We start from the raw sequence: 25,013 nt of genomic DNA, 5'->3' as shown, positions 1-25,013 counted from the left end.
AATTAACTAACTTCAGCTTGATGTTCTTTTGGCTTAACTTCTGTTTTAAATTGATTAGAAATTTTTTGAACTTCAACTGATGAAACTTTGTATTCAGCACACATTGTTTCTTCATCTTTTCCATGACCAGTTACCATATTAACCATGTGTTCTGGAAAGTGGAATGTTGTAAATACAATTCCTTCTTTAACTTTATCAGTTACTTCTACTTTTAAAGCAACTTCTCCTCTTCCAGAATATAATCTTCCAATGTCACCAGTATTCAGATCTCTATGAGCTGCATCTTTTGGATGAATTAGTAAAACATCCTCATCAACAATGTTTATATTTTTTGTTCTTCTTGTCATTGTTGCTGCATTATAGTGTTGTAAAACTCTACTAGTAGTTAAAATTAATGGATAATCTTTTTGATTAGCTTCTATCTCACTAGACTCTTTCCAATCAAAGTTTTTTAATCTTCCTTTTCCAAGTTTAAATGTTTCTGTGTGTAGAATTTGTGTATCTGTACCATCTTCTTTTACAGGCCATTGTAAACCAAATTTTCCAAGTCTCTCTCTAGTAACACCTTTAAAGAACGGTACCACATCAGCAATCTCAGCTAATACTTGATCTGCATCATAAGATGGTTGATCAAAACCTAATTTTTGCATCATCTCAGTTACAATTAGTCCATCTGGTTTTGTACCTGGTAATGGAGGAACTGCTCTATTAACTCTTTGAATTCTTCTTTCAGTATTTGTAAACGTTCCATCTTTTTCTAGGAAGGTAGTTCCCGGTAAAACGACAGTTGCAAGTTTTGCAGTTTCACTCATAAATATTTCTTGAACCACTAATAGCTCTAATGAGTTCATTGCTTCAATAACATGTGCACTATTTGGATCTGTTTGAACTATATCTTCACCAATAATCCATAAACCTTTTAGTTCTTTACTGATTGCAGCCTCAAACATTTGAGGGATTTTTAAACCTGGTTTAGTAGGGTGAGTTACACCATATTTTTCAGTATAAAATTTTTGATTGTTTTCATCTGCTACTTCAAAATAACCTGCACCTTGGTGAGGCTGACATCCCATATCTGCAGCACCTTGTACATTATTTTGACCTCTAAGCGGATTTACACCAACTCCTTTTCTTCCAATGTTTCCTGTAATCATTGCTAAATCAGCAATTAACATTACTGTTTTAGAACCTTGTTCGTGTTCAGTAACTCCTAATCCGTGGAACTCCATTGAATTTCTTGCTGTAGCATAAGCAATTGCAGCTTCTTTAACTAACTGTTTATCAACACCAGCAACTTTTGCTAATTGATCAACATCCTGTCTTTCAATTTCTTTTAAGAAATTATCAAAACCTTCTGTTCGATCTCTTACAAAGTCAGCATTATAAAGTTTAGATTTAATAATAAAGTGCAACATCATATTTAGAACCGCAACGTTAGTTCCCGGTCTAAGTTTGATATGATAATCTGCAAGTTTAGCTAATTCAGTTGTTACTGGATCAAGGACAATTAATTTTTTACCTTTCATCACTTGCTGTTTAATTTTTGCACCTGTTACTGGATGAGCATTAGTTGGGTTTGCACCAATAACTAAAAATAAATCTGCATGATAAATATCTTCTGTTGAGTTAGTTGCAGCACCTGTTCCAAATGTTTGCTGCATACCCCAAGCTGTAGGTGAATGACAAATTCTTGCACAACAATCTACACTGTTGGTTCCAACAGCAGCTCTAATCATTTTTTGGAAAACATAGTTTTCTTCATTTGTACATCTTGCAGAAGAAATTCCAGCAAAAGCATCTGGGCCGTTTTCTTTTGTGATTCTATTCATTTCTTTTTTGATAAAGTCATATGCTTCATCCCAGGTAGCTTCTTCAAACTTTCCATTTCTTTTAATCAATGGAGTTTTTAATCTGTCAGGGTGATCATAAAAACTAAATGCGTATCTTCCTTTAATACAAGTATGACCAGCGTTTACTTCTGTTTGTTTAGGAGTGTCTATTGCAACCACCTTGTCATCTTTAATAGATGCTTCTAAGTTACAACCAACTCCACAGTACGAACAAGTAGTTCTAACTTTTTTATCTACAGCTGCAGATTTAGATTGGAATACATCTGAAATTGCATCCGTTGGACATGTATGAGCACAAGCTCCACATGAAACACAAGAACTATCACCAAACATCATATCGTTGTCTGTTGTAATTCTAGATTCAAATCCTCTACCACTCATTGTTAAAACAAATGATCCTTGAATTTCATCACATGCTCTTACACATCTTCCACAGTTAATACAGTTATCCAAATTCATTCTCATATAATCATGAGAAGTATCTCTTGGAATTCCTTTATGTTGCTTAGGACTATTGTATCTGTGATCAGCAACACCTAAATCATTTGCAACTGTTTGAAGTTCACAGTTATTGTTTACTTCACAAGTATCACATTCCATTGGGTGATCAGTTAAAACTAACTCAACAATATTTTTTCTAAGGCTTGTTAATGCTTCGTTTGAAGTAAATATGTGCTGGTTTTCTACAACTGGTGTATGACAAGATGCAACTACTCTAGTTGGTCCGTCTTTTTCTAAAGCAACTTCAACTGAACAGACTCTACAAGCTCCATATGGTGCTAAGTTAGGGTCATCACATAAAGTTGGTACCTTTTTTTCGCCAACATAGCTTTTAACGAATTTTAAAATAGATGTATGATTAGGACCTATTTCGTAAGGTTTTCCATCAATATAAGCAATTTTTCTTTTCTCTGAGCTCATTAATTATCTTTTACCATATCATTTTTCATTTCATCGCCAAAGTATTTTAGGATGTTTTGAATAGGAGTTGGGATCGCTCCACATAGAGCACATAAGCAGCCTTTTTGCATAGTAACCAACAATTCTTCTAGTAATTTTAAAGGAATTTTAGCTGTTTTCTTCTTAGCTTGATCAAACATTTCTTTTCCTCTGTAAGATCCAAGTCTACCTGGGAAACATTTTCCACAAGATTCTTCTGCAGAAAATTCAAATAAATGATGAATATATTCTGCCATTGGAAAATCTTTTGGGATACTAACTACACTTGCGTGACCTAACATAAATCCTTTTGCAGTAAACTCTTGAAAATCTAGATTTAAATTTTCTATTTCACTTAAAGGAACAACCCCACCTAAAGGGCCACCTATTTGAAAAGCTTTGACAGGTTCTTTGTATCCACCACCAATTTCATTAAATATTTTTTTCATTGGTGTTCCCATATCAATTTCATAAACACCTGGATTATTAAAAAAACTATCTAAGCAAACTAATTTTGTTCCAGCTGACTTCTTATTTCCAACTGAAGAAAATTTTTCTGATCCATTTAATAAAATTCCAGTTGCTGCCGCCAAAGTTTCAACATTGTTAACTACTGTTGGTTTTTTATATAACCCTTCTGTTACAGGGAAGGGAGGTCTTACATCTACTTCAGCTCTTCTTCCTTCAATAGAAGCTATCAAAGCTGTTTCTTCTCCACAAATATATGCACCTTGACCGATACAAATTCCAAGATCAAAAGAAAAATCTGTTCCTAAAATATTTTCACCTAATAGATTTAATTTTTTAAGTTCATTAATACATCCATTGATCGCTTCAATAGATTTTGGATACTCTCCTCTGATGTATAAAACTCCTTCATCACTTCCAATTACAAATCCACAAAGCACCATTCCAAAAATAACTTTTAATGGTTGATCCTCTAACAAGTATCTGTCCGAAAAGGCTCCAGAGTCACCCTCATCTGCATTGCAGATAACATATTTCTTATCACCTTTTGCTTTACTACAGAAATCCCATTTCATTCCTGTTGGAAAACCTGCGCCACCTCTTCCTGTAAGGTTTGAGTCTAATAATGATTTTACTATTTCTTTTTTATCTGTTTTTAAAAATTTACTTAACTGTTCTTTAAATTGATCTGTTGATGATAATTTATCATCCATTAAAAAACTTGTTGTTGCATAACTCTTAGAGAAAAACTTTTCTTGTTTAATTTCCTCACCTTTTAAAATTTGATCTATTTTTTCAATATCTTTTCCAGCATAATTTTCACCATCGTAGTGAAATGCGTGATTATCATAACAGTGACCTAGACAAAACATCTCTCCAACTTTGTCATCACCTAATTTTTCTTTTAATTTATCTTTTAGTTTGTCTTGAGTACCTGCACACATACATGCACTTCCGTTACATACGAAAGCTTTTTTTTCTCTGTGTGAAGGTCTTAAAAATTCATAAAAAGATTCAGCACCGTGAAGTGTTGAAACTCCAAGGTTATGTTTTTTTGCAATTTCTTTAATGTCTTGAGGGTTTTCACTTAATGTGTTCTCTGAAATCTGCTTAAATAGATTGTCTTTTAGGCCTATTCTTCCAGATAAATTACTTATATTTTTTGACACAATTACCCTTTTTTTATTATTCCACCTTAACTTTTTTGTTATTTGTGTAAATATTAAAACTGTCCCTCTTTACGAAACCTATGAGGGTAATGTCAAACTTATTAGCTAAATCGATGGCTAGACTTGTTGGCGCACCAACCCCGATCATAATCCCAATATTTGTCATTAAAACCTTCTGAACTAGCTCAAAATTAAGTCTCCCAGAACACGTAATAAATTGGTCTTTTGGATCAAATTGCTTTTTCTCTAAAGCACAACCAATCAGTTTGTCTAATGCGTTATGTCTTCCAACATCTTCTCTTAGAGCTATCAATTTTCCATCACTGTTAAATAGACCACTTGCATGGATACCACCAGTTTTGCTGAATTCAGACTGACCTTCTCTTAAAATATCAGGGGATTGGATAATTACATCTTTTGAAATTTTAGGTTCTGAGGCATTTGTCTTTGTAGTTTTAATTATCTCTAGCGCATCCAATGAAGATTTCCCACAAACACCACAAGAGGAGTTGGTTAAAAAATCTCTTTTAATTTTTGATATATTTACATTTTCTGAATTATTAAGTGTTGCTAGTATTTTATTTTGAATTTTATATTGACCAACTTTGTCTCCATAACTTTCAATGCTATCGATATCATTTAAACTTTTTACAATTTGTTCATTAAATAAAAATCCTCTTACAAGATCTTCATCATTACCAGGAGTTCTCATCGTAATAGATAAAGTTTGCTCAACCCAATTATCTTTTTCTTTGTACTTTAAAGAAATCTCTAATGGCTCTTCAATAGAAACTAAATCTTCAACATCTTTAAAATTATTAGATGAATACTTTAAAACTTTATATTTTGAATTCATAATTATTTTAAAGGATAGTTTTTTTGCAATAAATATTTATTGATTATGATTGCGAGTAACAAAATTATGATACATCCAAATATAATTGGATTGATTAAATAATCATAAGAAGCACTCCCAATAATAACAATTATTGGATTTCCTCCTGCAGGAGGATGAACTACATTTAATAAAATCATTAAGAACACTCCAATTCCTACTGCAAATGCAATACTCATATAAATTGGAAGTGGAATAAAATTAACAAATAACACACCCACTAAAGCAGTTAACAAATGTCCAAAGAAAACATTTTTTGGTTGAGCAAAAGGACTTTCAGGAAATCCAAATAATAAAACCATGGATGAGCCAAATGATGCTGCAATAAAATATCCAAGGGTACTTTTATAAGTTAATACTGTAAGTACTCCTATAGTGATTGTTGAAAAAAAACCTGCAATCAATGCTTTTTGTAATAATGGTTTTGTGATTTTGATCATTTAAATTTTTAATGCTTTAACAATTGTTCTTAAAGGTAAAAGCAAACATTCTTTCCTTGAAAGATTTTTTTTATCTAAAATTTCTTTAAAATCTTTCCAGTGTTTTTCTAGATTTACTTTAACATCTTCAAACAATTTTTCACCAGCTGTAACAAAATCTTTTATTTCCTTTAAGTTTTTATCCTTAATTTTTCTAGATAATAAGCTGACAGATGCTTGGCAATAAATACAAGATTTACACTGATAACCCATATCTTTTACAACGTCATCTTTGACAATTAAGCTTATTTCCATTTCATCTCCACAAATAGGATTTTTGTTTTTTGATTTGTGAGTAAAGTTTTCTAAAACTTTATTATTTTCTGTGTAAGACGCGATTTCTAAAATTCTTAAATCCATTTAATTTCTTTAATTCAACTTTGAATGTTTTATATTTTATTAATGGAACATAACAATATTTTAGGAACAGTGCTAGCAGGTGGGAAGTCACAAAGGTTTGGTGAAGACAAATCTCAGATATTGCTAGCTGATAAAATATTAATTGATTACATTTTGGCAGAAATAATTGATGAATTTAAGGAAGTATTAATAGTATCTAATAATTCAATTAAGTTTACTAATTCAGATAAAATTTCACTAATTGGAGATATTAAAAAAGATCTTGGCCCTTTAGGTGGAGTTTTGTCAGCAATGAAATGGGTCAAAGATCATAATAAAAACTATCAATGGATAGCAACTTTTCCAGTAGATACTCCCTTCTTTAAAAAAGAAATTTTAGTGCAATTCATTAATCAAATTGATGAAAATGAAAGCAGTTTATTTTTTATAAAATCAAACAATACTAGGCATAACATCTTTGGTTTATGGTCGATGAATTTATTAGATCAGTTAGAAGATGATCTAGAAAAAGGAGCTAGAAAAGTTGAATTGTGGGCCAATAGTATTGGAGTTAAAACAATTAATATGGAGTTTCCAAATCAAGATCCTTTCTTTAATATCAATACAAAAGAAGATTTAGAACAAGCTAAAGAATTATTAAAAAAATGATTAGTTACGATCAATCTAGAAAAATTTTAAAAAAAGCAAAAATTAAAATTAAAGATGAAACTATATTAAGTGAAAACTCTCTTAACAGAGTGATTTCAGATAACATTTATTCAAAGATCAATTATCCAGCAGGAGATAATGCTGCATTTGATGGATTTGCTGTTAAATCAAAAGATACAAATGGAATTAATAAAAATTCACCAAAACAATTTAAAATAATCGGATCCATTGCAGCAGGAACAAAATCATTAAATAAAAAAATTAAAAAATATGATGCTGTTGAAATAATGACAGGTGGAATAATTCCAAAGGGTTTTGATACAATCATTCCAATAGAACAGATTAATTTTTATCCAAATAAAAATAATAAAAAATATATTTTAGTTAATCAAAAAATTAAAAAGTTTAATCATGTAAGATTTGCAGGTTCAGACTTCAAAAAAGGTGAGATTGTTGTCAAAAAAAATACAATTATTCAACCAAATCATATTTTAGCTTTTAAAACTTTAGGGATAAAAAAGATTAAAGTTAAAAAGAAGATTAATATTTTATTTTTTTCAACTGGTAATGAAATTACTGACAAAGACAACATTCCAAACTGGAAAGTTAGAAACTCTAATAGTCATTACATCAAAAACCTTAAAGAAAACTTTTTATTTAATTTTAAAAATGGTGGAATACTTAGAGACAACCATCAAAATATTTATAAATCTCAAATTAAAAAACTTATAAATAGTGATACCGATATATTGATAACATCAGGCGCTGTTTCTGCTGGAAAATATGACTATATTCCAAGTATTGTTAGAACATTTAAATTATCCAATTATTTTAAAAGTGTAGCAATCCGACCAGGAAAACCAATTTTATTTGCAAAAATTAAAGGAAAACAAAAAGCAATATTTGGTCTTCCAGGAAATCCAATGTCATCATCTGCTTGTTTTAGATTTTTTGTTATTCCTTTTATGAAAAATGTTTTAGGACTAAGTGAAGAACATCCTATTAGGGCAACTTTAAAAAATAGTTTTTCTAAAAAACAAAATTTTACAAGGTTTGCAAAAAGTAAATTAAGCACAACTAAAAATGGAAAAATAGAGGTAGAAATTTTACAAGGGCAAGAGTCTTTTAGAGTAAAATCTTTTGTTAAATCAAACATTTGGTCTTTGTTACCAGCAGGGAAATCAAAATTTAAAAAAGGGGACATCTTAGATTGTTTTTTCCCCAACCACTCTAATCAATCTTTGATTTAGAAACGTATTTTTGTTGTAGAAAAATCTTTTTGGAATTAGATTTCTACAAATGTTAGAGTTAAGAAATCCAAAACTTGCTGTTCCTATCGTATTGTTTGCTGGCATATTATGGTCATTTGGACCATTAGTTGTAAGATATATGGATAGTCCCAATCTTGTTCCTTGGCAGTATATATTTGGAAGAGGTTTAACTATTTTTATTCTACTTAACCTCTATTTATATTTTGAAGAGGGAAAAAACTTCTACAAAAATTACTATAAAATAGGATTATCAGGGATAGTTGGTGGCTCAGGTCTAGGGGTTGCAATGATCACGTTTATTTATTCTATAACAAACACCAGTGCTGCTGTTACTTTACTTTGTTTAGCTGCTATGCCTTTTTTTACTGCACTTTTAGCATTTTTATTTCTTAGAGAACGAATTTCACTTAATGTTTGGATATCAATTATAATTGCATCAGCTGGTATATTGATTATGGCTATTGGTAATACTGGTGAGAAATCTTTAATTGGTTTTGTATTTGGACTAACCTCATCGATAGGTTTTTCAGTATTTTCAGTTTCGCTAAGATGGAGAAAAGAAACTCCTAAATTTACAACAGTTGCTTTTGCTGGTTTCTTTTGTTTTGTGTTTGCATCAATTATGATTTTATCTACTGGACAAGCATTCTTTGCCACGAGTTATAATAGTTCTTTATTTTCACTTCATGGATTTTTAGTTTGTTCAGGATTAATTTTATACTCAATTGGTTCAAAAGCTATTCCAGCTGCTGAGTTAACTTTGTTATCTTTAACAGAAGTTGTGGGTGGAATATTTTGGGTTTGGTTACCAATTTTAGGAATTAATGAAGTACCATCAACAAATACAATTATTGGAGGTTTCTTTTTGTTTGTATCTTTATTCTACTACAGCTTAATCATGAGATGGAATAAACGCTACATAGCATTAAATTAAATTATTATGGAACGACCAGATTTTTTTGAACTTAAAAATGGTGAAAAAGTAAAATTACCATTTACAGATAAAGAGTATAACGATCGAGTAAGTAAACTTAGATCAGTGATGGATAAAAATGATTTAGATATGATTATTTTAACATCCATGCATAACGTTGCATACTATACTGGATTTATTTACTGTTCTTTTGGTAGACCATACGGATGTGTCATTACTCAGGATAAAATTTCAACAATTTCAGCTAATATTGATGCAAGCCAACCATGGCGTAGATCGCATTGTGATAATGTGATTTATACTGATTGGAAAAGAGATAATTTTTTAAGAGCAATTGTATCAATTATCGGAAGAGATGAGCCTCCAAAAAACATTGGAATTGAAAATGATCATGTCACTTTAGATATGAGAGAAAAAATAGGATCTATTTTTACTTTCTCTGTTTTTAGTGATGTTTCAAAAGATCTAATGAAACTTAGAATGATAAAATCTGATGAAGAAATTGAGATCATTCGAAATGGCGCAAGGATTGCAGACATTGGTGGTGAAGAAATAGCTAAAAATATTAGAGAAGATAACACGGAGATCGAAGTAGCAATAGCAGCAAGAGATAGAATGGAAAGGGAGATTGTTAAAAGTTATCCAGGTGCAGAGTACATGGACACTTGGGTATGGTTTCAATCTGGCATCAATACTGATGGAGCTCACAATCCAAAGACTAATAGAAAATTAGTTAAAGGAGATATTTTATCTTTAAATACTTTTCCTATGATCTCAGGTTATTACACTGCACTAGAGAGAACTTTGTTTTTGGATCATGCAGATGATGCCTCACTTAAAGCTTGGGAAGCAAACGTTAAAGTGCATAAGCGAGGATTAGAATTGATTAAACCAGGTGTTAAATGTTCGGACATTTGTCATGAGCTAAATGAATTATTTGCTGAACTTGGTTACCTTCAGTACCGAACATTTGGCTATGGCCATTCATTTGGTATGCTTTCACACTTTTATGGAAGAGAAGCTGGTTTAGAATTAAGAGAAGATATTGATACTGTTCTTGAGGAAAATATGGTGGTGTCTATGGAGCCAATGATCATGATCCCAGAAGGTAATCCTGGTGCTGGTGGATATAGAGAACACGATATATTAGTGATTGGTAAAGATGGAGCAGAAAATATTACAAAATTTCCTTTCGGCCCTGAGCATAATATTATAAAAAACTAATCTTTATGAGTGAAAATAAAACTATTGTTAATAGTTGGAACGAGTGGGATCCGTTAAAACATGTTATCGTTGGAAGAGCGGATGGTACTTGTATTCCAGCACCAGAGCCAGCATTAGATGCTAAGGTTCCTGAAGATAGTGATATGCGAGGACAGTTTGGGCCGAGAACTAAAGACACAGTCGATAAAGCGAATGAATTATTAGACAACTTTTCAAACATGCTTCAAAAAAGAGGCATTAAAGTTGATCGACCAACACCAATTGATTTTAATCAAAAAACATCAACACCAGATTGGGAAGCAGAAACTATGTTTGGTTGTATGCCTCCAAGAGATGTTTTGTTAACTGTAGGTAATGAAATTTTAGAAGCAACGATGAGTTATCGATGTCGTTGGTTTGAATATTTATGTTACCGACCATTACTTAAAGATTATTACAATCAAGATCCAAATATGAGACACGAGTCTGCTCCAAAACCAAGACTAACAGATGCAGATTACAGAAAAGATTATCTATCAGATAAAATTGGTGTTCAAAAAAGATTAGAGTGGACTGAAAAAAAATATTTTGTAACTACTGAAGAAGAGCCATTGTTTGATGCAGCAGATGTATTGAGATTTGGAAAAGATTTGGTTGTTCAACATGGATTTACAACTAATTTAAAAGGAATTGATTGGCTAAAGAGACATTATAAAGATCATAGAGTACACGCAGTAAATTTCCCAGGAGATCCATATCCTATTCACATTGATGCAACCTTTACCCCAATAAAAGAAGGTTTAATTATCAACAATCCTCAAAGAAGATTACCAAAAGAACAAAGAAAACTTTTTGAAGATAATGGATGGGAAATTGTTGATAGTGCTCAACCAGCTCATAATGAACCACCACCACTATGTTATTCTTCAACATGGTTATCAATGAATGTTTTAGTTTTAGATTCTAAAACAGTTTGTGTTGAGAAAAGTGAAATTTATCAAGCAGAGCAATTAGATAAATTAGGAATGGAAGTAGTACCAGTAGAATTAAGAGATGCTTATGCATTTGGTGGAGGACTTCATTGTTGTACAGCAGATGTATATAGAGAAGGCACTTTAAAAGATTATTTTCCAAAACAATAAAAATGGCAAAAATTAAAACAAAAAGAGAGCGAGTTAAATTCGCTTCTGATAATGTTGCAGGCGCATGTCCTGAGGTATTAGAAGCAATCATTAAAGCAAATGAAGGAGATAGCACTCCTTATGGAAATGATCCTTTATCAACAGACTTACAAGATAAGTTTTCTGAAATATTTGAAAAAGAAGTAATTGTTTTTCCAACTGCATCAGGAACAGCTGCAAATGCTTTGGCTTTATCAACTATGACACCTTCATATGGAAATATTTATTGCCATAAGATGTCTCACATTAATACGGATGAATGTGGTGCACCTGAATTTTATACAGGAGGTGGAAAATTAATCCCTTTAACTGGAATAATGGGAAAAATAACTGCAGAAGAATTACATCAATCTATAGGTGGAAAAGGTATTGTTCATCACACTCAACCTTCATCAGTTAGCATTACTCAAGTTTGTGAAACAGGCGAAGTTTATCAATTAGATGAAATCAAAAAAATTGCAGAGATAACTCACAAACATAAACTAAATTTACACATGGATGGTGCTAGATTTGCTAATGCATTAGTATCTTTAGATGCAACTCCTGCTGAAATGACTTGGAAATCTGGAGTTGATGTATTGTCATTCGGTGCAACTAAGAACGGATGTTTAGCAGCTGAAGCAATAATATTTTTTAAGAAAGAATTAGTAGGAGATATTGCATTTTTAATGAAAAGAGCAGGGCACTTATTGTCTAAAATGCGTTTTGTCTCTGCACAGTTAGATGCTTATATTTCAAATGATGTTTGGTTGAGAAATGCAAAGCATGCAAATGCAATGGGTAAAAAATTAAGTGATGGTTTAAGTAAACATAATGATATTGAAATTGCTTATCCAACTGAAGCAAATGAAGTTTTTGCAAAATTTCCAAGAGAAAAAATAGAACATCTTAATTCAGAAGGTTACAAAATGAATGAAGAAGAATTGGATGGTAAAGCAGTAAGATTAGTTGCTGCTTGGAATACTAAAGATAGTGATGTTGATGAATTATTAAATACAATTAAATCTAACTAGGATTTTCTTTTAAAAACTCAATATACTTTATAACTTCATCGTATTGTTCATCTGGAATATCTTTATAACTTGCATTGAATTTGCTCTTTACACAAATAGCAACATGAGCATAGGGGTTTCTTCCTTTTGGGTGATTTGGATGGTCAGGTAATTGTCCCACCAAATAATCGCCAGCTTCCTGAATAATTTTCCATAGTTTACTTGCGTTTTCGGGCGTCATCACTAGTAAAAACTTGATTTATCTTTTTCGTATCGAGTTTGTGTCGAGTTTATACTTTGTTTGCTCTTATTTCATTAAGTTTTTCTTAATATTTGATTATCGAGTTTTATCTCCAAAAAGACTCATATCTCTTGATTTCTTGGTTGTGGATAAATAATTCAATCTTCATATTTTGTTCCATACTATTAGATGTCTTTTCTAAAGGGATCCTAAACGATTTTGATTTTTGCAATTTAAAAAAAGTTTAATGCATTCAATAAATGTTAGGAGTTCCAACTGCTTTCAGTTTATAGAAAGAAATAGAAACTTAACCCTGTGAAAAACTTATTTGTTTTAATTGTAATGTCTAAAAAATTATAATAAATTTTTTTTCGAATGGCGTCTTGGCAAAACTCATCAGGCAAAGAAAACCACAAATCTCTTTTTGAAAACGTGAGCCATGATCGGTGCATCTTCTGCGGTGGGGATCGAACAGAAATAGCTAGAACTGATTTTACAATCATGTTTAGTGAATTTGAGTACACAACAGGCTCTATTTGCAAGCCCTGTTATCATGCCAATGCAAAACAAGTAAAAGCTATATAAGACACGGTTTTTGTTTATAGCAATTAGACTGTTCAGGATTTGGTAATCTTGGAAGATGAAATGCTATTGCCTTCCTCTTTTATCCATTCAAAAAAAAGTTTAACAGTATCATTCTCAAGAATATTTTCTTTTACTCTTATATAATAACCATATTCATCTAACTGAATATTAGATAGATAATGTAAATTCCCTGAGTTAATTTCAGGGGATACCAGATGATCCCAAAGTGCTATACCTTGCCCATCAATAACTGCTTGGACACGGCTATTAGAATCTGAAATAGAAACTCCTTGTATTGATTTTTTAAAATCAATACCAGCATGACTAAACCAGTCCTGCCAACCTATACTTTCAGATGAGTCAAACAATATAGGTGTTGTCAAAATAATTTTATCCAATCCCTCTTTTTTAACTCTTTCAGCAATTTGACTATTGGCCGTTGGACAAGCTGGACAACTAATAAGTCTTTCATGTGGTGAATTAATCATCCCCTCTTTTCCCCAACAAATAGAGATGTCAGCTTCAATATTATCCATTTCATTTATGAAATTTAAAGGCACAAAACGAAGTCCAATTTCTGGATGTTTAGCAGTAAACTTCATTAAACGTGGTGATAGCCATCTACTAAGAAAATAAGATTGTAAAGCAATTGTAAGTGAAGTGGGCTTCTTAAATTTTAATAATTCAATTTCCTGATCAATTTGATCCAAAGATAATGTAGAGACATTTAATAATTTTTGTCCCTTTGAAGTAAGATGTAAACGCGCATTGCTTCGCTCAAAAAGTGTAAAACCTAATTGGTTTTCCAAAGTTTTAATTTGATAACTTATAGAACCTTTTGATTGATTAAGTTTTAAAGCAGCCTCAGTCATACTAAGGTTCTTAGCTACTATTTGAAAAGTACGTAGCATATCATAAGAGTACAAAGGCATATATATCGTTCAAATTATTTAAACAAATTGTTTAATATTTTAGTTTTGAAGTCAATAAATTACTAGCTTAACTTAATAATTATAAATCTATACTTTTTAATATAACAATTTTTTTGAACGTATAATTAATGACACTTACACTTAAAAATACAAGATTTGTTGCAAAAGCCATTTTAAGTGAAGGGCAGCGCCCACGTGAATTGTCCCGTACAATGCCACCTCATCCACTTAGCTATATGGAGTTGCCCTACGATCCAGAATACACTTTATATAACTCAAGACTTACCCCTGAAAAATTAGATACAGCAACTGATGATGAAATGTATTGGGCTGTTAGAACAAATGTAATTTTTAGACACACAGGAGAATTACCAATTGAAATCAGTGGACCAGATGCAGAAAAACTTCTTAATAAAGTATTTACTCGTAATGTTAGTAAACTAAAACCAGGACGATGTTCATACCAATTTGCTTGCTACCATGATGGCGGCATGATTACAGACGGAGTGCTCTTACGGTTAGAGCAAAATAAATTTTGGATGGCACAGGCTGATGGTGATTTGTTCAGCTGGTATAAAGCTCATGCTGAAGATTTAGATGTAAAGATAACCGACCCAAATGTTTGGATAAGTCAAGTTCAAGGACCTCGTTCGTTAGATTTATTAAAAGAAGTAATAGATAATCCATTACCTGATCCTTTCAGATATTTTGATTGCGCAGAAATGAGTATAGCAAATCAAACATGTTGGATAAGCCGTTCTGGCTTTACTAATGAACTTGGTTGGGAGATTTATCTTTTACCAGATACTGATATTGCAGCAATAGGCAATCATATCATGGAGGTAGGAAAGAAATTTGATATTTTATTAACTGGTACTCCTGTTTTTCGTGCAAGAAGAATAGAAGCTGGGTTATTAAATGCAGGTTCTGATTTTGGAGAAAACACAACTCCATTTGAAGCAGGCCTTGGTAATTTTGTCGAGTTCGATGATCGTAATTTTATAGGCCGTAAGGCTTTAGAGGCATCAGATAAGAAATGTCGTACTTGGGGAATGAGAGTTAATAATGGTGTTGCTCAATTAGGAAAGAATATCTTATTAGATGATAAAATTGTAGGACATGTTTGTTCGTCAGGTTATTCACCCTATCAAGAATGTGGAGTTTGCATTGTAAGAATGGATGATGCAGTAAATGGTCCAGGAACAAAAGTTAAAGTTAAATGTATAGATGGCTCACTACAAGATGCTGAACTTTGTAGATTGCCAATGTATGATGAGGAACGTTTAATTCCTCGTGGAAAATTAATTGATATTCCAACAAAACCAATTTCATCAAAATAATTATGTATAAAGTTAAACTTACTAATTCTCATTTTAAAGCTCAGAATGATGCAGAGATTAGAGATATAACTATTGGAGATTTATTAAAAGAGATTTCAGATACCCACCCTAACGCAGTTGCTATGGTAGATGTGATGGATGATGGTGAATGTGGAAAGTCATGGAATTATTCAGATTTATTTAAACAATCTGATCTCCTTGCAAAAGCTCTAACTACGAGGTTTAAAGTAGGAGAGAAGGTTGTTGTATGGGCTCCAAATATTCCTGAGTGGATCTTTATGGAGTATGCTTGTGCATTATCTGGTTTAGTTCTTGTTACTGCAAACCCTTCATTTCAAGCTGCAGAATTAAAATATGTAATAGAACAATCTGGTGCAGTTGGTTTGTTCTTAATTAATGAATTTAGAGGCAACCCAATGGGTGATATTGCAAAAGAAGCAGTGAAAGGTAACACTCTAATTCGTGAAATAGTTAATTTAGAAAATCAAGAAAGTCTTTATGCAAACAAAAATCAAAATACAAAATTACCAGAAGTAAAACCAGAGGATGCTGCTCAAATTCAATATACTTCAGGAACCACAGGTTTTCCAAAAGGAGCAGTGTTAAGTCATAAAAATCTTTTAAATAATGCTAGACTCTTTTGCGCTCGAAAAAATGTAGGACCTCATTCAGTATGGGCAAATTTTATGCCACTATTTCATACAGCAGGATGTGCAACAGGTGCATTAGGTTGTCTTCAGGCTGCTTGTAAAATGTTATTAATTAAAAGATACAACGCTGATAACTTTGCAAAGTTAATTGAACAACAAGGCGTTACAACCTGTTTTGCTGTTCCCACAATGTTGTTCAATCTACTAGAATCTCTTGAAAGTATCCCTCGAAATATGTCTTCACTTGAAGCCATATCAACAGGTGGTGCACCTGTACCACCTGACCTTGTTCGTAGAGTAAAAGAAAAGTTAGGCTGTCATTTACTCAGTGCTTTTGGACAAACAGAGCATAGTCCTATGATTTGTCTTAATCCAATTGAAGCAACTGTTGAGCAAATAGTTGAAACAGCAGGTCAACCACTTCCTCATACCGAAGTTTCAATTCGTTCAACAAACGATAATAAAGTGCTTCCAATTAATGAAGTCGGTGAAATATGTGCAAAGTCTTATGCTGTGATGATTGGATATAATGATAATCCTAAAGCAACAAATGATGCAATAGATAAAGAAGGTTGGTTACATACTGGTGATCTTGGTAAAATGGATGAACAAGGTTTTGTACGTGTTACTGGAAGAGTTAAAGATATGATAATTCGTGGAGGTGAAAATCATTTTCCTGCTGAAATAGAAGCAGTTCTTGTAACACATGCAGATGTTAATCAAGTAGCAGTGATAGGTTTGCCAGATGAAAAATGGGGTGAGATAATAGCTGCATTTATATTGTCTGATACTACGCCAAAAGTAGATAGCTTAAAAAGTCATTGTCGTACTCACTTGTCGCCACAAAAAACCCCTTCAATATGGGTACAAGTGCCAAATTTTCCATTAACAGGTTCAGGTAAAGTTCAAAAATTTACAATCAAAGATCAATATCTTGATGGTAACTATGGTAAGGTTTTAACATGAGTGTTCGTATAGAAAAAAAAGGTCCAGTGTGGACAATTATTCATTCTCGACCTGAGGCGCGAAATGCAATTGATCCTGAAAGCGCAAAAGCTATTTACAATGCTTTCAATGAATTCAATAAAGATAAAACTGCTCACGTTGCAGTGCTATGGGGCGAAGGTGGAGCTTTCTGTTCAGGTTGGGATCTAAAGTACGCTTCTACTCTTTCTGGATCAGATGCACTTGAGCCTTATAATTTCCCAGATGCTGGAGAACCGCCTATGGCAGTCATGGGAATAAGTCGTCTTGAATTATCGAAACCTGTTATAGCAGCAGTTTCAGGTGCTGCAGTTGCGGGTGGTATGGAAGTTGCAATTTGGTGTGATATTAGAGTTATGGAAGAAACATCTTATATGGGGGTGTATAATCGTCGATGGGGTATACCTCTTATTGATGGTGGCACAGTTCGATTACCTCGTTTAATTGGAGAGGGACGTGCTATGGATTTAATTCTTACTGGTCGAAGAGTTGAGGCAGATGAAGCTTTAAAGATTGGGCTTTGCGAATATGTTGTTCCAGAAGGTGAAGCACGAAGTAAAGCTGAAACTTTGGCTCATACTTTAGCAAAATTTCCTCAAAGTTCGATGCTCAAAGATCTTAAGTCAGTGAGATCTCAGCATGGGCTTTCAATTCGTGACGCTATGAAACAAGAATGGTCTGAAAGCAAAGAAGAAATCGTAAAAGGTATTAAGGGTGCTTTAGAATTTGTAAATGGTAAAGGAAGAGGTGGAAAATTTGAAGATGAATAATGATTTGATAATTAAATTAACTGCAAATTTGGAGACATAATGAAAAATCTATTACAGCATTACATAAATGGAAAGTGGGTAAATTCAAACGGTGGAAATACAATGGATGTTATAAATCCTTCTACTGAAAACAAGATAGCCACTATTACACTAGGTAGTTCTAAAGATGTAGATGTTGCAGTCTCAGCAGCTAGAGCGGCATTTAAATCATGGTCAGAAACAAACCTTAATGAAAGAATTTCTCTGTTAGAAAAATTATTGGAAATATACAAATCACGTTCTGATGAAATGGCAAAATTTATAAGTGACGAGATGGGTGCTCCAATTGATCTAGCAAAATCAGCTCAAGTAGGTGCTGGAGCTGGACATTTAAAAAATACTATACGATCAGCTAAAAAATTTTCCTTTGAAAAACCTCTTGGTGATCATTCACCAGGAGATATGATTTTTTATGAACCCGTTGGTGTCTGTGCATTAATCACACCTTGGAACTGGCCTATGAACCAGGTTATGTTAAAAGTGGCTCCTGCATTAGCAACTGGGTGCACAATAATTCTTAAACCTTCTGAAATTTCCCCTTTAAGCTCTATGTTGTTAGCCGAAATGATTAATGATGCAGGTTTTGCACCTGGTGTTTTTAATCTTGTAAATGGTGATGGAGCAGGAGTTGGAACTTATCTTACCAAACATACAGATGTTGATATGGTTAGTTTTACTGGATCTACTCGTGCAGGTATTGCAATAAATAAAAGTGCAGCTGACACAATTAAACGAGTGAGCCTTGAATTAGGTGGTAAAGGAGCAAATATTATTTTTGCAGATGCAGATGAAAAAGCAGTAGCTCGTGGTGTAAGACATTGTTTTAATAACTCAGGTCAATCTTGTAATGCACCTACTAGAATGCTTGTAGAAAATTCAATTTATCAAAAAACTATTGAGACAGTTCGTAAAGTAGCAGAACAAACAGAGGTAGGACCATCTGATAAAGAAGGACGACATATTGGACCAGTAGTATCTGAAAATCAGTTTAAAAAAATTCAATCTTTGATTAAAACTGGATTAGAAGAAGGTGCAAAACTAATTTCGGGAGGTGAAGGACGACCTGATGGATTGGATAAAGGTTATTTTGTTCGCCCAACAATTTTTTCTGATGTAACTCCCAACATGACTATTTGGAAAGAAGAAATTTTTGGACCAGTTCTTTGTATTACTCCTTTTAGCAATGAAGAGGAGGCTGTAAAACTTGCAAATGACACTCCTTATGGATTAACAAATTATGTTCAAACTTCTGACAATGAAAAAGCTCGTCGAGTTGCAAAACAACTACGTTCTGGAATGGTTGAGATGAATAGTAAATTTCTAGGCGCAGGTTCACCATTTGGTGGGATGAAGCAATCAGGAAATGGTCGAGAAGGTGGAACTTGGGGTCTTGAAGAATTTTTAGAAGTTAAAGCAGTTAGTGATTGGAACCAACTTTCAGCATAAATAATTTATTTAATTTCCACTCCATATACGCGTCAATGACATTGGTTCTTGACTAAGATTCTTTAATTTGATTCAATATAGGTAGAAAGGAAAGAGAGCATTTACAGGAGTAATTGATTTAGAGTGAGAGAGCAGGGTTCAATGATGGGTTGGTAGAATTGATTAAGATCTTTTTTTGTTTAAAGATAATTCAATTATTCGTAAAATAATAATAGCAAAAACACTTTATGAAAACTCAGTAACGTTAAATGGAAAAAAATAAACTTCAAAAATCTTATTTCCCTGCTCTTCAAGATAGAGCTACCAAAAATATTACTATCGGAGAAGTTCTTAAAGATACAGCTTCAAAACATGGTGATATTGAAGCTTTGGTAGAAGTGAAGCAAGATGGCAACATAGGACGTCGATGGAATTACAAAAATTTATACAAAGAAAGTTTGAAATTAGCATTTGCATTATCAACTCGATTTAAAAAAGGGGAACATGTCGTAATTTGGTCCCCAAATAACCCCGAATGGATACTTATAGAGTATGCTGCTGCGTTGTCTGGTATTGTTCTTGTAACAGCTAATCCAGCACTTCAGGAAAAAGAACTTCGTTATATTATTGAAAATTCGCATGCTGTTGCATTATTTCTCGTACCTGAGTTTCGTGGAAATCCAATGATAGATATTGGTAAAAAATCTGTTTTAAACAACACAGCTATTCGAGAAATCATTAATATACTAGATTATGGTGCATTGTTTTATAACTCAAAAAAGAATGTAACTTTACCACATGTACAACCAGATGATGCTGCACAAATCCAATATACTTCAGGAACCACCGGGTTTCCTAAAGGCGCAATGCTTTCTCATCTTGGTCTCATTAATAATGCTTATTTTTATTCTAAACGGTGTGGTGTCACAAAAGATTCTACATGGGTTAATATCATGCCATTGTTTCATACTAGTGGTTGCGGCATGGTTACATTAGGTTGTCTAAATTCTAGTTGTAGAATGGTGTTAATTTCTGTATTTGATGCAAACACAATACTTAATACCTTAGCAAATTTTAAAGCTGATATAATTCTTGGCGTTCCTACTATGATACTTTCATTATTAGAAGTTCAAGAGACACATCCGCGAAATACTGACAATCTCAAAGTAGTAAGTTGTGGTGGCTCTAACGTAGATCCAGATATGGTTTTCCGTGTTCAGAAGGCTTTTGGATGCAAATTTTCTACTCTTTATGGGCAGACAGAGTATTGTCCTGTCATTACTCAACATCATTTGACAGACACAATAGACGATATTTGTAAGACAATTGGTCAACCGATTAGTCAAACTGAAGTTTCAGTTCAATCTGTTGAAGAAAAAATTATATTGCCTATTGGCAGTGTTGGAGAGATATGTGCACGTGGCCCTTCAAAAATGTTACAATATTATAACAACGCGGAAGCCACACATCAAACTATAGATCAAGATGGATGGTTGCATACTGGTGATTTAGGGAAGATGGATGAAAGAGGTTATATTGAAATTTCTGGACGAGTAAAAGAAATGATAATTCGTGGAGGAGAGAACCATTTTCCTATAGAAATTGAAAATGTATTACGCCAACACTCTCAAATTTTAGATATAGCGATTGTTGGCATGCCAGATAAAAAATATGGTGAGATTATCGCAGCTTTTGTAAAATTTCGTAACAAATCATTAACATCAGGTGAATTAAAGAAATTTTCACGGCAAGAAATGTCTCCGCAAAAAACACCTTCTGTTTGGATTGAAGTTGAAAACTTTCCACTGACAGGATCTGGAAAAATTCAAAAATTCAAACTAATAGAAAGTTTCGAAAAAGGTTATTATAAGGAGATAGCATAATGCAAAAAATTTTATATAAAAAAGATGGTCGTATAGCTAGAATTACACTAAATCGCCCAGAAAAACTTAATGCTATAGATGACGATATTCCTAATTTATTACAAGAAGCAATTATAAAAGCAGAAAATGATGCAAATATTCACGTAATAATATTATCTGGGAACGGCAAAGCATTCTGTGGGGGTTATGATTTATCATCTTATGCTGAAAATAAAGAATTCAACAATGTATATCAGGGAAAAAATTGGGATCCTCTTTCAGACTATAATTTTATGTGGGGAAACACCCAAAAATTTATGTCGATCTGGCATTGTTCCAAACCAGTCCTATGCAAAATACATGGTTTTGCAGTTGGAGGTGGCTCAGACATAGCTCTTTGTTCGGACATGATTTTTATGGCTGAGAATGCCCGTATTGGGTACATGGCAACGCGTGTATGGGGATGTCCTTCTACTGCAATGTGGGTTTATAGGGTTGGAGCTGAACGCGCAAAAAGAATACTTTTTACTGGAGACCAAATTACTGGAAATGAAGCGGCTGAAATGGGTCTGGTGTTAAAATCTGTACCTGAAGACAAACTTAATGACGAAATTGAAGCAATGGCAAATCGACTGACATCTGTTCCAATAAATCAATTAGCAATGCAAAAAATGGTAATCAATCAAGCAGTTGAGGCTTCAGGACTTTCAGGAACACAAAAGCTTGCAACACTTCTTGATGGTATTTCTAGGCATACCCCAGAGGGACATAACTTTAAGAAAAGAGTTGAAGAAAAAGGTTGGAAGCAAGCTGTTGATGAAAGAGACAATGGTACTTTTGATTGGACTAAAAATAGTTCGATTGATTAAAACTAAAGGTATTATCTAAATTTTAAGTTCAGATTAATAAAACATTAATTTTTACATTCTGAAAATTATAAAAAGTATTAATTATAATAAATGTTAATTACCAATTTCCTAGGGTGCTCTGCCCACTTCCCGCTACCATTTTAGACGATCAATATCATTTTGCTCCAATAGTGCTCCAATGACATTGGTTTGGTATAGTAAATTATTGCTTTACTGAATATTAAAAAAATATTAATGTTTTTTTATTAAATTTAAAATTAATAAAATGATTTTTTATTTTAAAAAAAATACTTCTAAACATTGTTTTATGTTTAGTACAACTTTCCCTCAAAACTATAATAAAGTTTCATAGCTAAATAATTCTCTTTAAATTCAAAGTTTTTAAAAATTAAGAAAAAATTAACTAAGGAGAATAAATGACAAAACCAAATTCAAGAACATCAGCATTAGCTGAAAAACATAAAAATTTGGGATCAGGTCTAGAAGACTGGAATGGCATGGGTACTGCTTGGTCCTACAATACAGACCCAGACAAAGAACATGATGCAATAAGAGAAGGTGCTGGCATTATTGATATGTCTGGATTAAAAAAAATAAGAGTTAGTGGCAAAGATACGGAAGAAGTTTTAAACCACGTTTTTTCAAGAGAGATTAAAAAACTTCAACCTGGACAATCTAGTTATGGAATAGTCTTGAATGATAAAGGTTTCATAGCTGATGATGCCATCGTTTATAAAAATGAAAACGAATTTATTTTTGTGCATGGTTCAGGAGAAAGTATGGAACTTATTCAGGAAAGTGCAAAAGGGAAAGAGGTAGAAGTAAAATTTGATGATGACTTACATGATATTTCTCTTCAAGGCCCTAATGCTTTAGAGATATTAAAAAATCATACTCCTGTAGATTTAGATTCTTTAAAATATTTTAATCACTACGAAACTGAATTGTTTGGAAAAAAATGTATCTTATCTAGAACAGGCTATTCAGGTGAAAAAGGTTTTGAGTTATTTGTCTCTAGCACTGATGCAGTTGCTGTTTGGGATAATATTTTAGAAGCAGGTAAAAATTTAGGAGTGATGCCCGCGTCATTTACAGCTCTAGATAAAGCCAGAATTGAAGCCGGGTTATTATTTTATGGATACGACATGACTAATGAGCATTCACCTTGGGAAGTCAATTTGCATTGGACAATGTCTAAAGGCAAATCTGGTTATCGTGGTTATGATGCAGCAATGAACCTTAAAGATAAACTAAATTTTACAAATGTAGGTTTAGATATAGATCATAACGAAGGATTAGCTGGTGGTGAAGAAATTTTGGTTAATGATAAAAAAGTTGGTGTTGTTAACAGTCCTTGTTACTCAAAGAGAATGGGTAAATCTTTGGCATTGGGTCATGTCGATGTTGATTGTTCTAAACCAGAAACAGCAGTTGTAATAAATACTTCTGATAAGAAGCTAAATGCAATTGTCTCTAGTTTACCGTTTTACGATCCTAAAAAAACTAGAACACACTCGTAAATCATATGACAAACAAACATAATCATATTACTTCTGTAGATCAATCTGACAGAAAGGTTCCTTACAATTTAAGACAATCAGGTGATACCCCAGTTCAAATGTTAATTTGGAATAAGGTTCGTAAATCTCCTTTTTGGCATAAATCAATTAACCATGGAGCTTGGAGAGCAACTGTTTATAACAGAGTGTTCCATCCATTTGGCTATTCTAAACCAGAAGATGGTGGTCCTATGGTTGAATACGAAGCTTTAATGAATGATGTAACATTATGGAATGTTGCTGTCGAAAGACAAATTAGAGTTAAGGGTCCTGATGCAGAAAAATTTGTAGATTATGTAATTACAAGAGATGCAACTAAAATTTCACCTATGCGTGCAAGATATGTGATTTTGTGTAACCAATATGGAGGTGTTTTAAATGATCCTATTCTTCTAAGAATATCCGAAGATGAATTTTGGTTTAGCCTTTCCGATAGTGATATTGGAATTTATTTACAAGGTATTAATCATGACAATAAATTTGATGTTGAAATTAAGGAAATTGATGTTTGCCCCCTACAAGTACAAGGACCAAAATCAAAAAACTTAATGCATGATTTGGTTGGTAGTCAAATAGATGTTTCCAATATGCCTTTTTATGGTTTAGCAAAAGCAAAAGTAGCAGGAAGAGATTGTATAATATCTCAAACTGGATTTTCCGGAGAAGAAGGTTATGAAATTTATCTTTTAAACTCAACTTTATACGCAGATGAAGTATGGGATGAAATTATTTCGAAAGGTAAGAATCATAATTTGATGGTAACAGCACCATCTCATTGCAGAAGAATTCAGGCTGGAATTTTATCTTGGGGCCAAGATATGGATAATGAACATAACCCTTTTCAATGTAATTTAGGTTATCAAGTTTCATTATCTGGAAAGGGCCAATGGGATAAAAAAGGAGATTATATTGGAAGAAAAGTCTTAGAAGAAATGAAAAATGATTTGAAAGATGGCAAAAAACCCTTCAAACTCCAATTAGTTGGTTTAGAATTTTCAGGAAAACCTGTTCTAGACTTTGCAACTGACTTTTGGCCGATATTAAATATTGAAAGTCAAGAACCAGTAGGATTTGTTACATCGCCTTGGTATCACCCTGATAAAAAAACAAATATAGCAATGGGGTATGTTCCGTATGAAGGTGATCTATCAAAAAATAATTTTCCAATTGGAAAGTTAGGTAAAAAATACTTAATTGAATTACCTGAAAAATATCAATCTTCCTCAACAACTGAAGAAGCTATAGTAGTTCCAATACCTTTTACCAAATCAAAAAATCCAAACACCAGGGAGGTAATTGATAATATTGGTTAACTTTGACATTGGTTTTACTTTAAACTGTAAAAATATTGATAAAAAAATATAAATG

22 protein-coding genes are annotated in these 25,013 nt (G+C 32.7%); 15 read left to right on the top strand and 7 right to left on the bottom strand.

Translation table 11 applies throughout. From position 1 onward, the window contains the following. Positions 1–2: 2 nt before the first annotated feature. From fdhF to ACTTAX_RS03490, 5 genes are read right to left on the bottom strand one after another with little or no spacing between them, the layout of a single operon-like run. Positions 3–2,771, bottom strand: a complete 2,769-nt coding sequence (gene fdhF / locus ACTTAX_RS03510) for a formate dehydrogenase subunit alpha (protein ID WP_440692891.1) — start codon at positions 2,769–2,771, stop codon at positions 3–5. After that, complete coding sequence (locus ACTTAX_RS03505) at positions 2,771–4,426, bottom strand: NADH-ubiquinone oxidoreductase-F iron-sulfur binding region domain-containing protein (protein ID WP_440692889.1); 1,656 nt, start codon at positions 4,424–4,426, stop codon at positions 2,771–2,773. The genes fdhF and ACTTAX_RS03505 overlap by 1 nt, the downstream gene beginning before the upstream one ends. A 16-nt stretch (positions 4,427–4,442) precedes the next feature. Further along, complete coding sequence (fdhD, locus tag ACTTAX_RS03500) at positions 4,443–5,282, bottom strand: formate dehydrogenase accessory sulfurtransferase FdhD (protein WP_440692887.1); 840 nt, start codon at positions 5,280–5,282, stop codon at positions 4,443–4,445. A gap of 2 nt (positions 5,283–5,284) precedes the next feature. Then, complete coding sequence (locus tag ACTTAX_RS03495; RefSeq protein ID WP_262589592.1) at positions 5,285–5,761, bottom strand: HPP family protein; 477 nt, start codon at positions 5,759–5,761, stop codon at positions 5,285–5,287. Beyond that, positions 5,762–6,160, bottom strand: a complete 399-nt coding sequence (locus tag ACTTAX_RS03490) for an iron-sulfur cluster assembly scaffold protein (RefSeq protein WP_440692885.1) — start codon at positions 6,158–6,160, stop codon at positions 5,762–5,764. A gap of 24 nt (positions 6,161–6,184) precedes the next feature. On the opposite strand from ACTTAX_RS03490, the gene mobA reads away from it, so the two are divergent. Genes mobA through ACTTAX_RS03460 form a run of 6 tightly spaced genes read left to right on the top strand, consistent with a single transcriptional unit; the run spans position 6,185 to position 12,410 of the window. Continuing rightward, positions 6,185–6,808: a molybdenum cofactor guanylyltransferase gene (mobA, locus tag ACTTAX_RS03485; protein ID WP_440692884.1), complete on the top strand. Its 624-nt coding sequence runs from the start codon at positions 6,185–6,187 to the stop codon at positions 6,806–6,808. Further along, the gene (locus tag ACTTAX_RS03480; protein ID WP_440692882.1) at positions 6,805–8,058 is read left to right on the top strand and encodes a molybdopterin molybdotransferase MoeA; all 1,254 of its coding nucleotides are present in this window, start codon (positions 6,805–6,807) and stop codon (positions 8,056–8,058) included. Before mobA ends, ACTTAX_RS03480 begins: the two co-directional genes overlap by 4 nt. 49 nt (positions 8,059–8,107) lie before the next feature. Beyond that, on the top strand, positions 8,108–9,013 hold the full coding sequence (locus ACTTAX_RS03475) for a DMT family transporter (RefSeq protein WP_262589588.1): 906 nt from the start codon (positions 8,108–8,110) through the stop codon (positions 9,011–9,013). 6 nt (positions 9,014–9,019) lie between these two features. After that, positions 9,020–10,237, top strand: coding sequence for an aminopeptidase P family protein (locus ACTTAX_RS03470; protein ID WP_440692880.1), 1,218 nt, complete (start codon positions 9,020–9,022; stop codon positions 10,235–10,237). A 5-nt stretch (positions 10,238–10,242) separates the two neighbouring features. Next, positions 10,243–11,358: a serine/threonine protein kinase gene (locus ACTTAX_RS03465; protein WP_440692878.1), complete on the top strand. Its 1,116-nt coding sequence runs from the start codon at positions 10,243–10,245 to the stop codon at positions 11,356–11,358. A 2-nt stretch (positions 11,359–11,360) separates the two neighbouring features. Further along, positions 11,361–12,410, top strand: coding sequence for a threonine aldolase family protein (locus tag ACTTAX_RS03460; protein ID WP_440692877.1), 1,050 nt, complete (start codon positions 11,361–11,363; stop codon positions 12,408–12,410). Here the strand turns inward: ACTTAX_RS03460 and ACTTAX_RS03455 are convergent. After that, positions 12,403–12,630, bottom strand: a complete 228-nt coding sequence (locus tag ACTTAX_RS03455; protein ID WP_440692875.1) for a hypothetical protein — start codon at positions 12,628–12,630, stop codon at positions 12,403–12,405. The two genes, ACTTAX_RS03460 and ACTTAX_RS03455, sit on opposite strands and share 8 nt — an antisense overlap. A 375-nt stretch (positions 12,631–13,005) precedes the next feature. Between ACTTAX_RS03455 and ACTTAX_RS03450 the strand changes: the two genes are divergently transcribed. Continuing rightward, on the top strand, positions 13,006–13,215 hold the full coding sequence (locus ACTTAX_RS03450; protein WP_440692874.1) for a hypothetical protein: 210 nt from the start codon (positions 13,006–13,008) through the stop codon (positions 13,213–13,215). Between the two features lie 32 nt (positions 13,216–13,247). Here the strand turns inward: ACTTAX_RS03450 and ACTTAX_RS03445 are convergent, their stop codons facing one another. Continuing rightward, the gene (locus tag ACTTAX_RS03445) at positions 13,248–14,126 is read right to left on the bottom strand and encodes a LysR family transcriptional regulator (protein ID WP_440692873.1); all 879 of its coding nucleotides are present in this window, start codon (positions 14,124–14,126) and stop codon (positions 13,248–13,250) included. Positions 14,127–14,275: 149 nt separating this feature from the next. On the opposite strand from ACTTAX_RS03445, the gene ACTTAX_RS03440 reads away from it, so the two are divergent. The 8 genes from ACTTAX_RS03440 to ACTTAX_RS03405 all read left to right on the top strand — a co-directional run bounded on the left by ACTTAX_RS03440 (position 14,276) and on the right by ACTTAX_RS03405 (position 24,958). Continuing rightward, positions 14,276–15,487, top strand: a complete 1,212-nt coding sequence (locus ACTTAX_RS03440) for an aminomethyltransferase family protein (RefSeq protein ID WP_440692872.1) — start codon at positions 14,276–14,278, stop codon at positions 15,485–15,487. A 2-nt stretch (positions 15,488–15,489) separates the two neighbouring features. Continuing rightward, entirely contained in the window at positions 15,490–17,103 is a 1,614-nt protein-coding gene (locus tag ACTTAX_RS03435; protein ID WP_440692871.1) for a class I adenylate-forming enzyme family protein, read from the top strand. Next, a complete protein-coding gene (locus ACTTAX_RS03430) occupies positions 17,100–17,891 on the top strand; it encodes a crotonase/enoyl-CoA hydratase family protein (RefSeq protein ID WP_440692869.1) in 792 nt (263 codons plus the stop codon). The genes ACTTAX_RS03435 and ACTTAX_RS03430 overlap by 4 nt, the downstream gene beginning before the upstream one ends. Positions 17,892–17,930: 39 nt before the next feature. Beyond that, a complete protein-coding gene (locus ACTTAX_RS03425; protein WP_440692867.1) occupies positions 17,931–19,376 on the top strand; it encodes an aldehyde dehydrogenase family protein in 1,446 nt (481 codons plus the stop codon). A gap of 248 nt (positions 19,377–19,624) precedes the next feature. Then, positions 19,625–21,238 carry an AMP-binding protein gene (locus ACTTAX_RS03420; RefSeq protein WP_440692866.1) on the top strand — a complete coding sequence of 538 codons (1,614 nt, stop codon included), beginning with the start codon at positions 19,625–19,627 and terminating at the stop codon, positions 21,236–21,238. Further along, complete coding sequence (locus ACTTAX_RS03415; RefSeq protein WP_440692865.1) at positions 21,238–22,086, top strand: crotonase/enoyl-CoA hydratase family protein; 849 nt, start codon at positions 21,238–21,240, stop codon at positions 22,084–22,086. The genes ACTTAX_RS03420 and ACTTAX_RS03415 overlap by 1 nt, the downstream gene beginning before the upstream one ends. A gap of 416 nt (positions 22,087–22,502) precedes the next feature. After that, positions 22,503–23,606, top strand: coding sequence for an aminomethyltransferase family protein (locus tag ACTTAX_RS03410; protein ID WP_440692863.1), 1,104 nt, complete (start codon positions 22,503–22,505; stop codon positions 23,604–23,606). A gap of 5 nt (positions 23,607–23,611) precedes the next feature. Next, positions 23,612–24,958 (top strand): aminomethyl transferase family protein, encoded by a 1,347-nt coding sequence (locus ACTTAX_RS03405; RefSeq protein ID WP_440692861.1) that lies wholly within the window; start codon positions 23,612–23,614, stop codon positions 24,956–24,958. The last annotated feature ends 55 nt before the right edge of the window (positions 24,959–25,013 follow it).

The sequence above is a fragment of the Candidatus Pelagibacter sp. HIMB1695 genome (genome assembly GCF_052047655.1).
In the GTDB taxonomy this organism is placed as follows: domain Bacteria; phylum Pseudomonadota; class Alphaproteobacteria; order Pelagibacterales; family Pelagibacteraceae; genus Pelagibacter.
Note: the sequence above shows the minus strand (reverse complement) of the source record. Positions and strands in the feature narration are given on the sequence as shown.

Excerpts from the sequence above, each read along its gene's own strand:
- fdhF (WP_440692891.1), bottom strand. The coding sequence starts at position 2,771 with ATGAGCTCAGAGAAAAGAAAAATTGCTTATATTGATGGAAAACCTTAC.
- fdhD (WP_440692887.1), bottom strand. The coding sequence starts at position 5,282 with ATGAATTCAAAATATAAAGTTTTAAAGTATTCATCTAATAATTTTAAA.
- ACTTAX_RS03495 (WP_262589592.1), bottom strand. The coding sequence starts at position 5,761 with ATGATCAAAATCACAAAACCATTATTACAAAAAGCATTGATTGCAGGT.
- ACTTAX_RS03490 (WP_440692885.1), bottom strand. The coding sequence starts at position 6,160 with ATGGATTTAAGAATTTTAGAAATCGCGTCTTACACAGAAAATAATAAA.
- mobA (WP_440692884.1), top strand. The coding sequence starts at position 6,185 with ATGTTTTATATTTTATTAATGGAACATAACAATATTTTAGGAACAGTG.
- ACTTAX_RS03480 (WP_440692882.1), top strand. The coding sequence starts at position 6,805 with ATGATTAGTTACGATCAATCTAGAAAAATTTTAAAAAAAGCAAAAATT.
- ACTTAX_RS03475 (WP_262589588.1), top strand. The coding sequence starts at position 8,108 with ATGTTAGAGTTAAGAAATCCAAAACTTGCTGTTCCTATCGTATTGTTT.
- ACTTAX_RS03470 (WP_440692880.1), top strand. The coding sequence starts at position 9,020 with ATGGAACGACCAGATTTTTTTGAACTTAAAAATGGTGAAAAAGTAAAA.
- ACTTAX_RS03465 (WP_440692878.1), top strand. The coding sequence starts at position 10,243 with ATGAGTGAAAATAAAACTATTGTTAATAGTTGGAACGAGTGGGATCCG.
- ACTTAX_RS03460 (WP_440692877.1), top strand. The coding sequence starts at position 11,361 with ATGGCAAAAATTAAAACAAAAAGAGAGCGAGTTAAATTCGCTTCTGAT.
- ACTTAX_RS03455 (WP_440692875.1), bottom strand. The coding sequence starts at position 12,630 with ATGACGCCCGAAAACGCAAGTAAACTATGGAAAATTATTCAGGAAGCT.
- ACTTAX_RS03450 (WP_440692874.1), top strand. The coding sequence starts at position 13,006 with ATGGCGTCTTGGCAAAACTCATCAGGCAAAGAAAACCACAAATCTCTT.
- ACTTAX_RS03445 (WP_440692873.1), bottom strand. The coding sequence starts at position 14,126 with ATGCTACGTACTTTTCAAATAGTAGCTAAGAACCTTAGTATGACTGAG.
- ACTTAX_RS03440 (WP_440692872.1), top strand. The coding sequence starts at position 14,276 with ATGACACTTACACTTAAAAATACAAGATTTGTTGCAAAAGCCATTTTA.
- ACTTAX_RS03435 (WP_440692871.1), top strand. The coding sequence starts at position 15,490 with ATGTATAAAGTTAAACTTACTAATTCTCATTTTAAAGCTCAGAATGAT.
- ACTTAX_RS03430 (WP_440692869.1), top strand. The coding sequence starts at position 17,100 with ATGAGTGTTCGTATAGAAAAAAAAGGTCCAGTGTGGACAATTATTCAT.
- ACTTAX_RS03425 (WP_440692867.1), top strand. The coding sequence starts at position 17,931 with ATGAAAAATCTATTACAGCATTACATAAATGGAAAGTGGGTAAATTCA.
- ACTTAX_RS03420 (WP_440692866.1), top strand. The coding sequence starts at position 19,625 with ATGGAAAAAAATAAACTTCAAAAATCTTATTTCCCTGCTCTTCAAGAT.
- ACTTAX_RS03415 (WP_440692865.1), top strand. The coding sequence starts at position 21,238 with ATGCAAAAAATTTTATATAAAAAAGATGGTCGTATAGCTAGAATTACA.
- ACTTAX_RS03410 (WP_440692863.1), top strand. The coding sequence starts at position 22,503 with ATGACAAAACCAAATTCAAGAACATCAGCATTAGCTGAAAAACATAAA.
- ACTTAX_RS03405 (WP_440692861.1), top strand. The coding sequence starts at position 23,612 with ATGACAAACAAACATAATCATATTACTTCTGTAGATCAATCTGACAGA.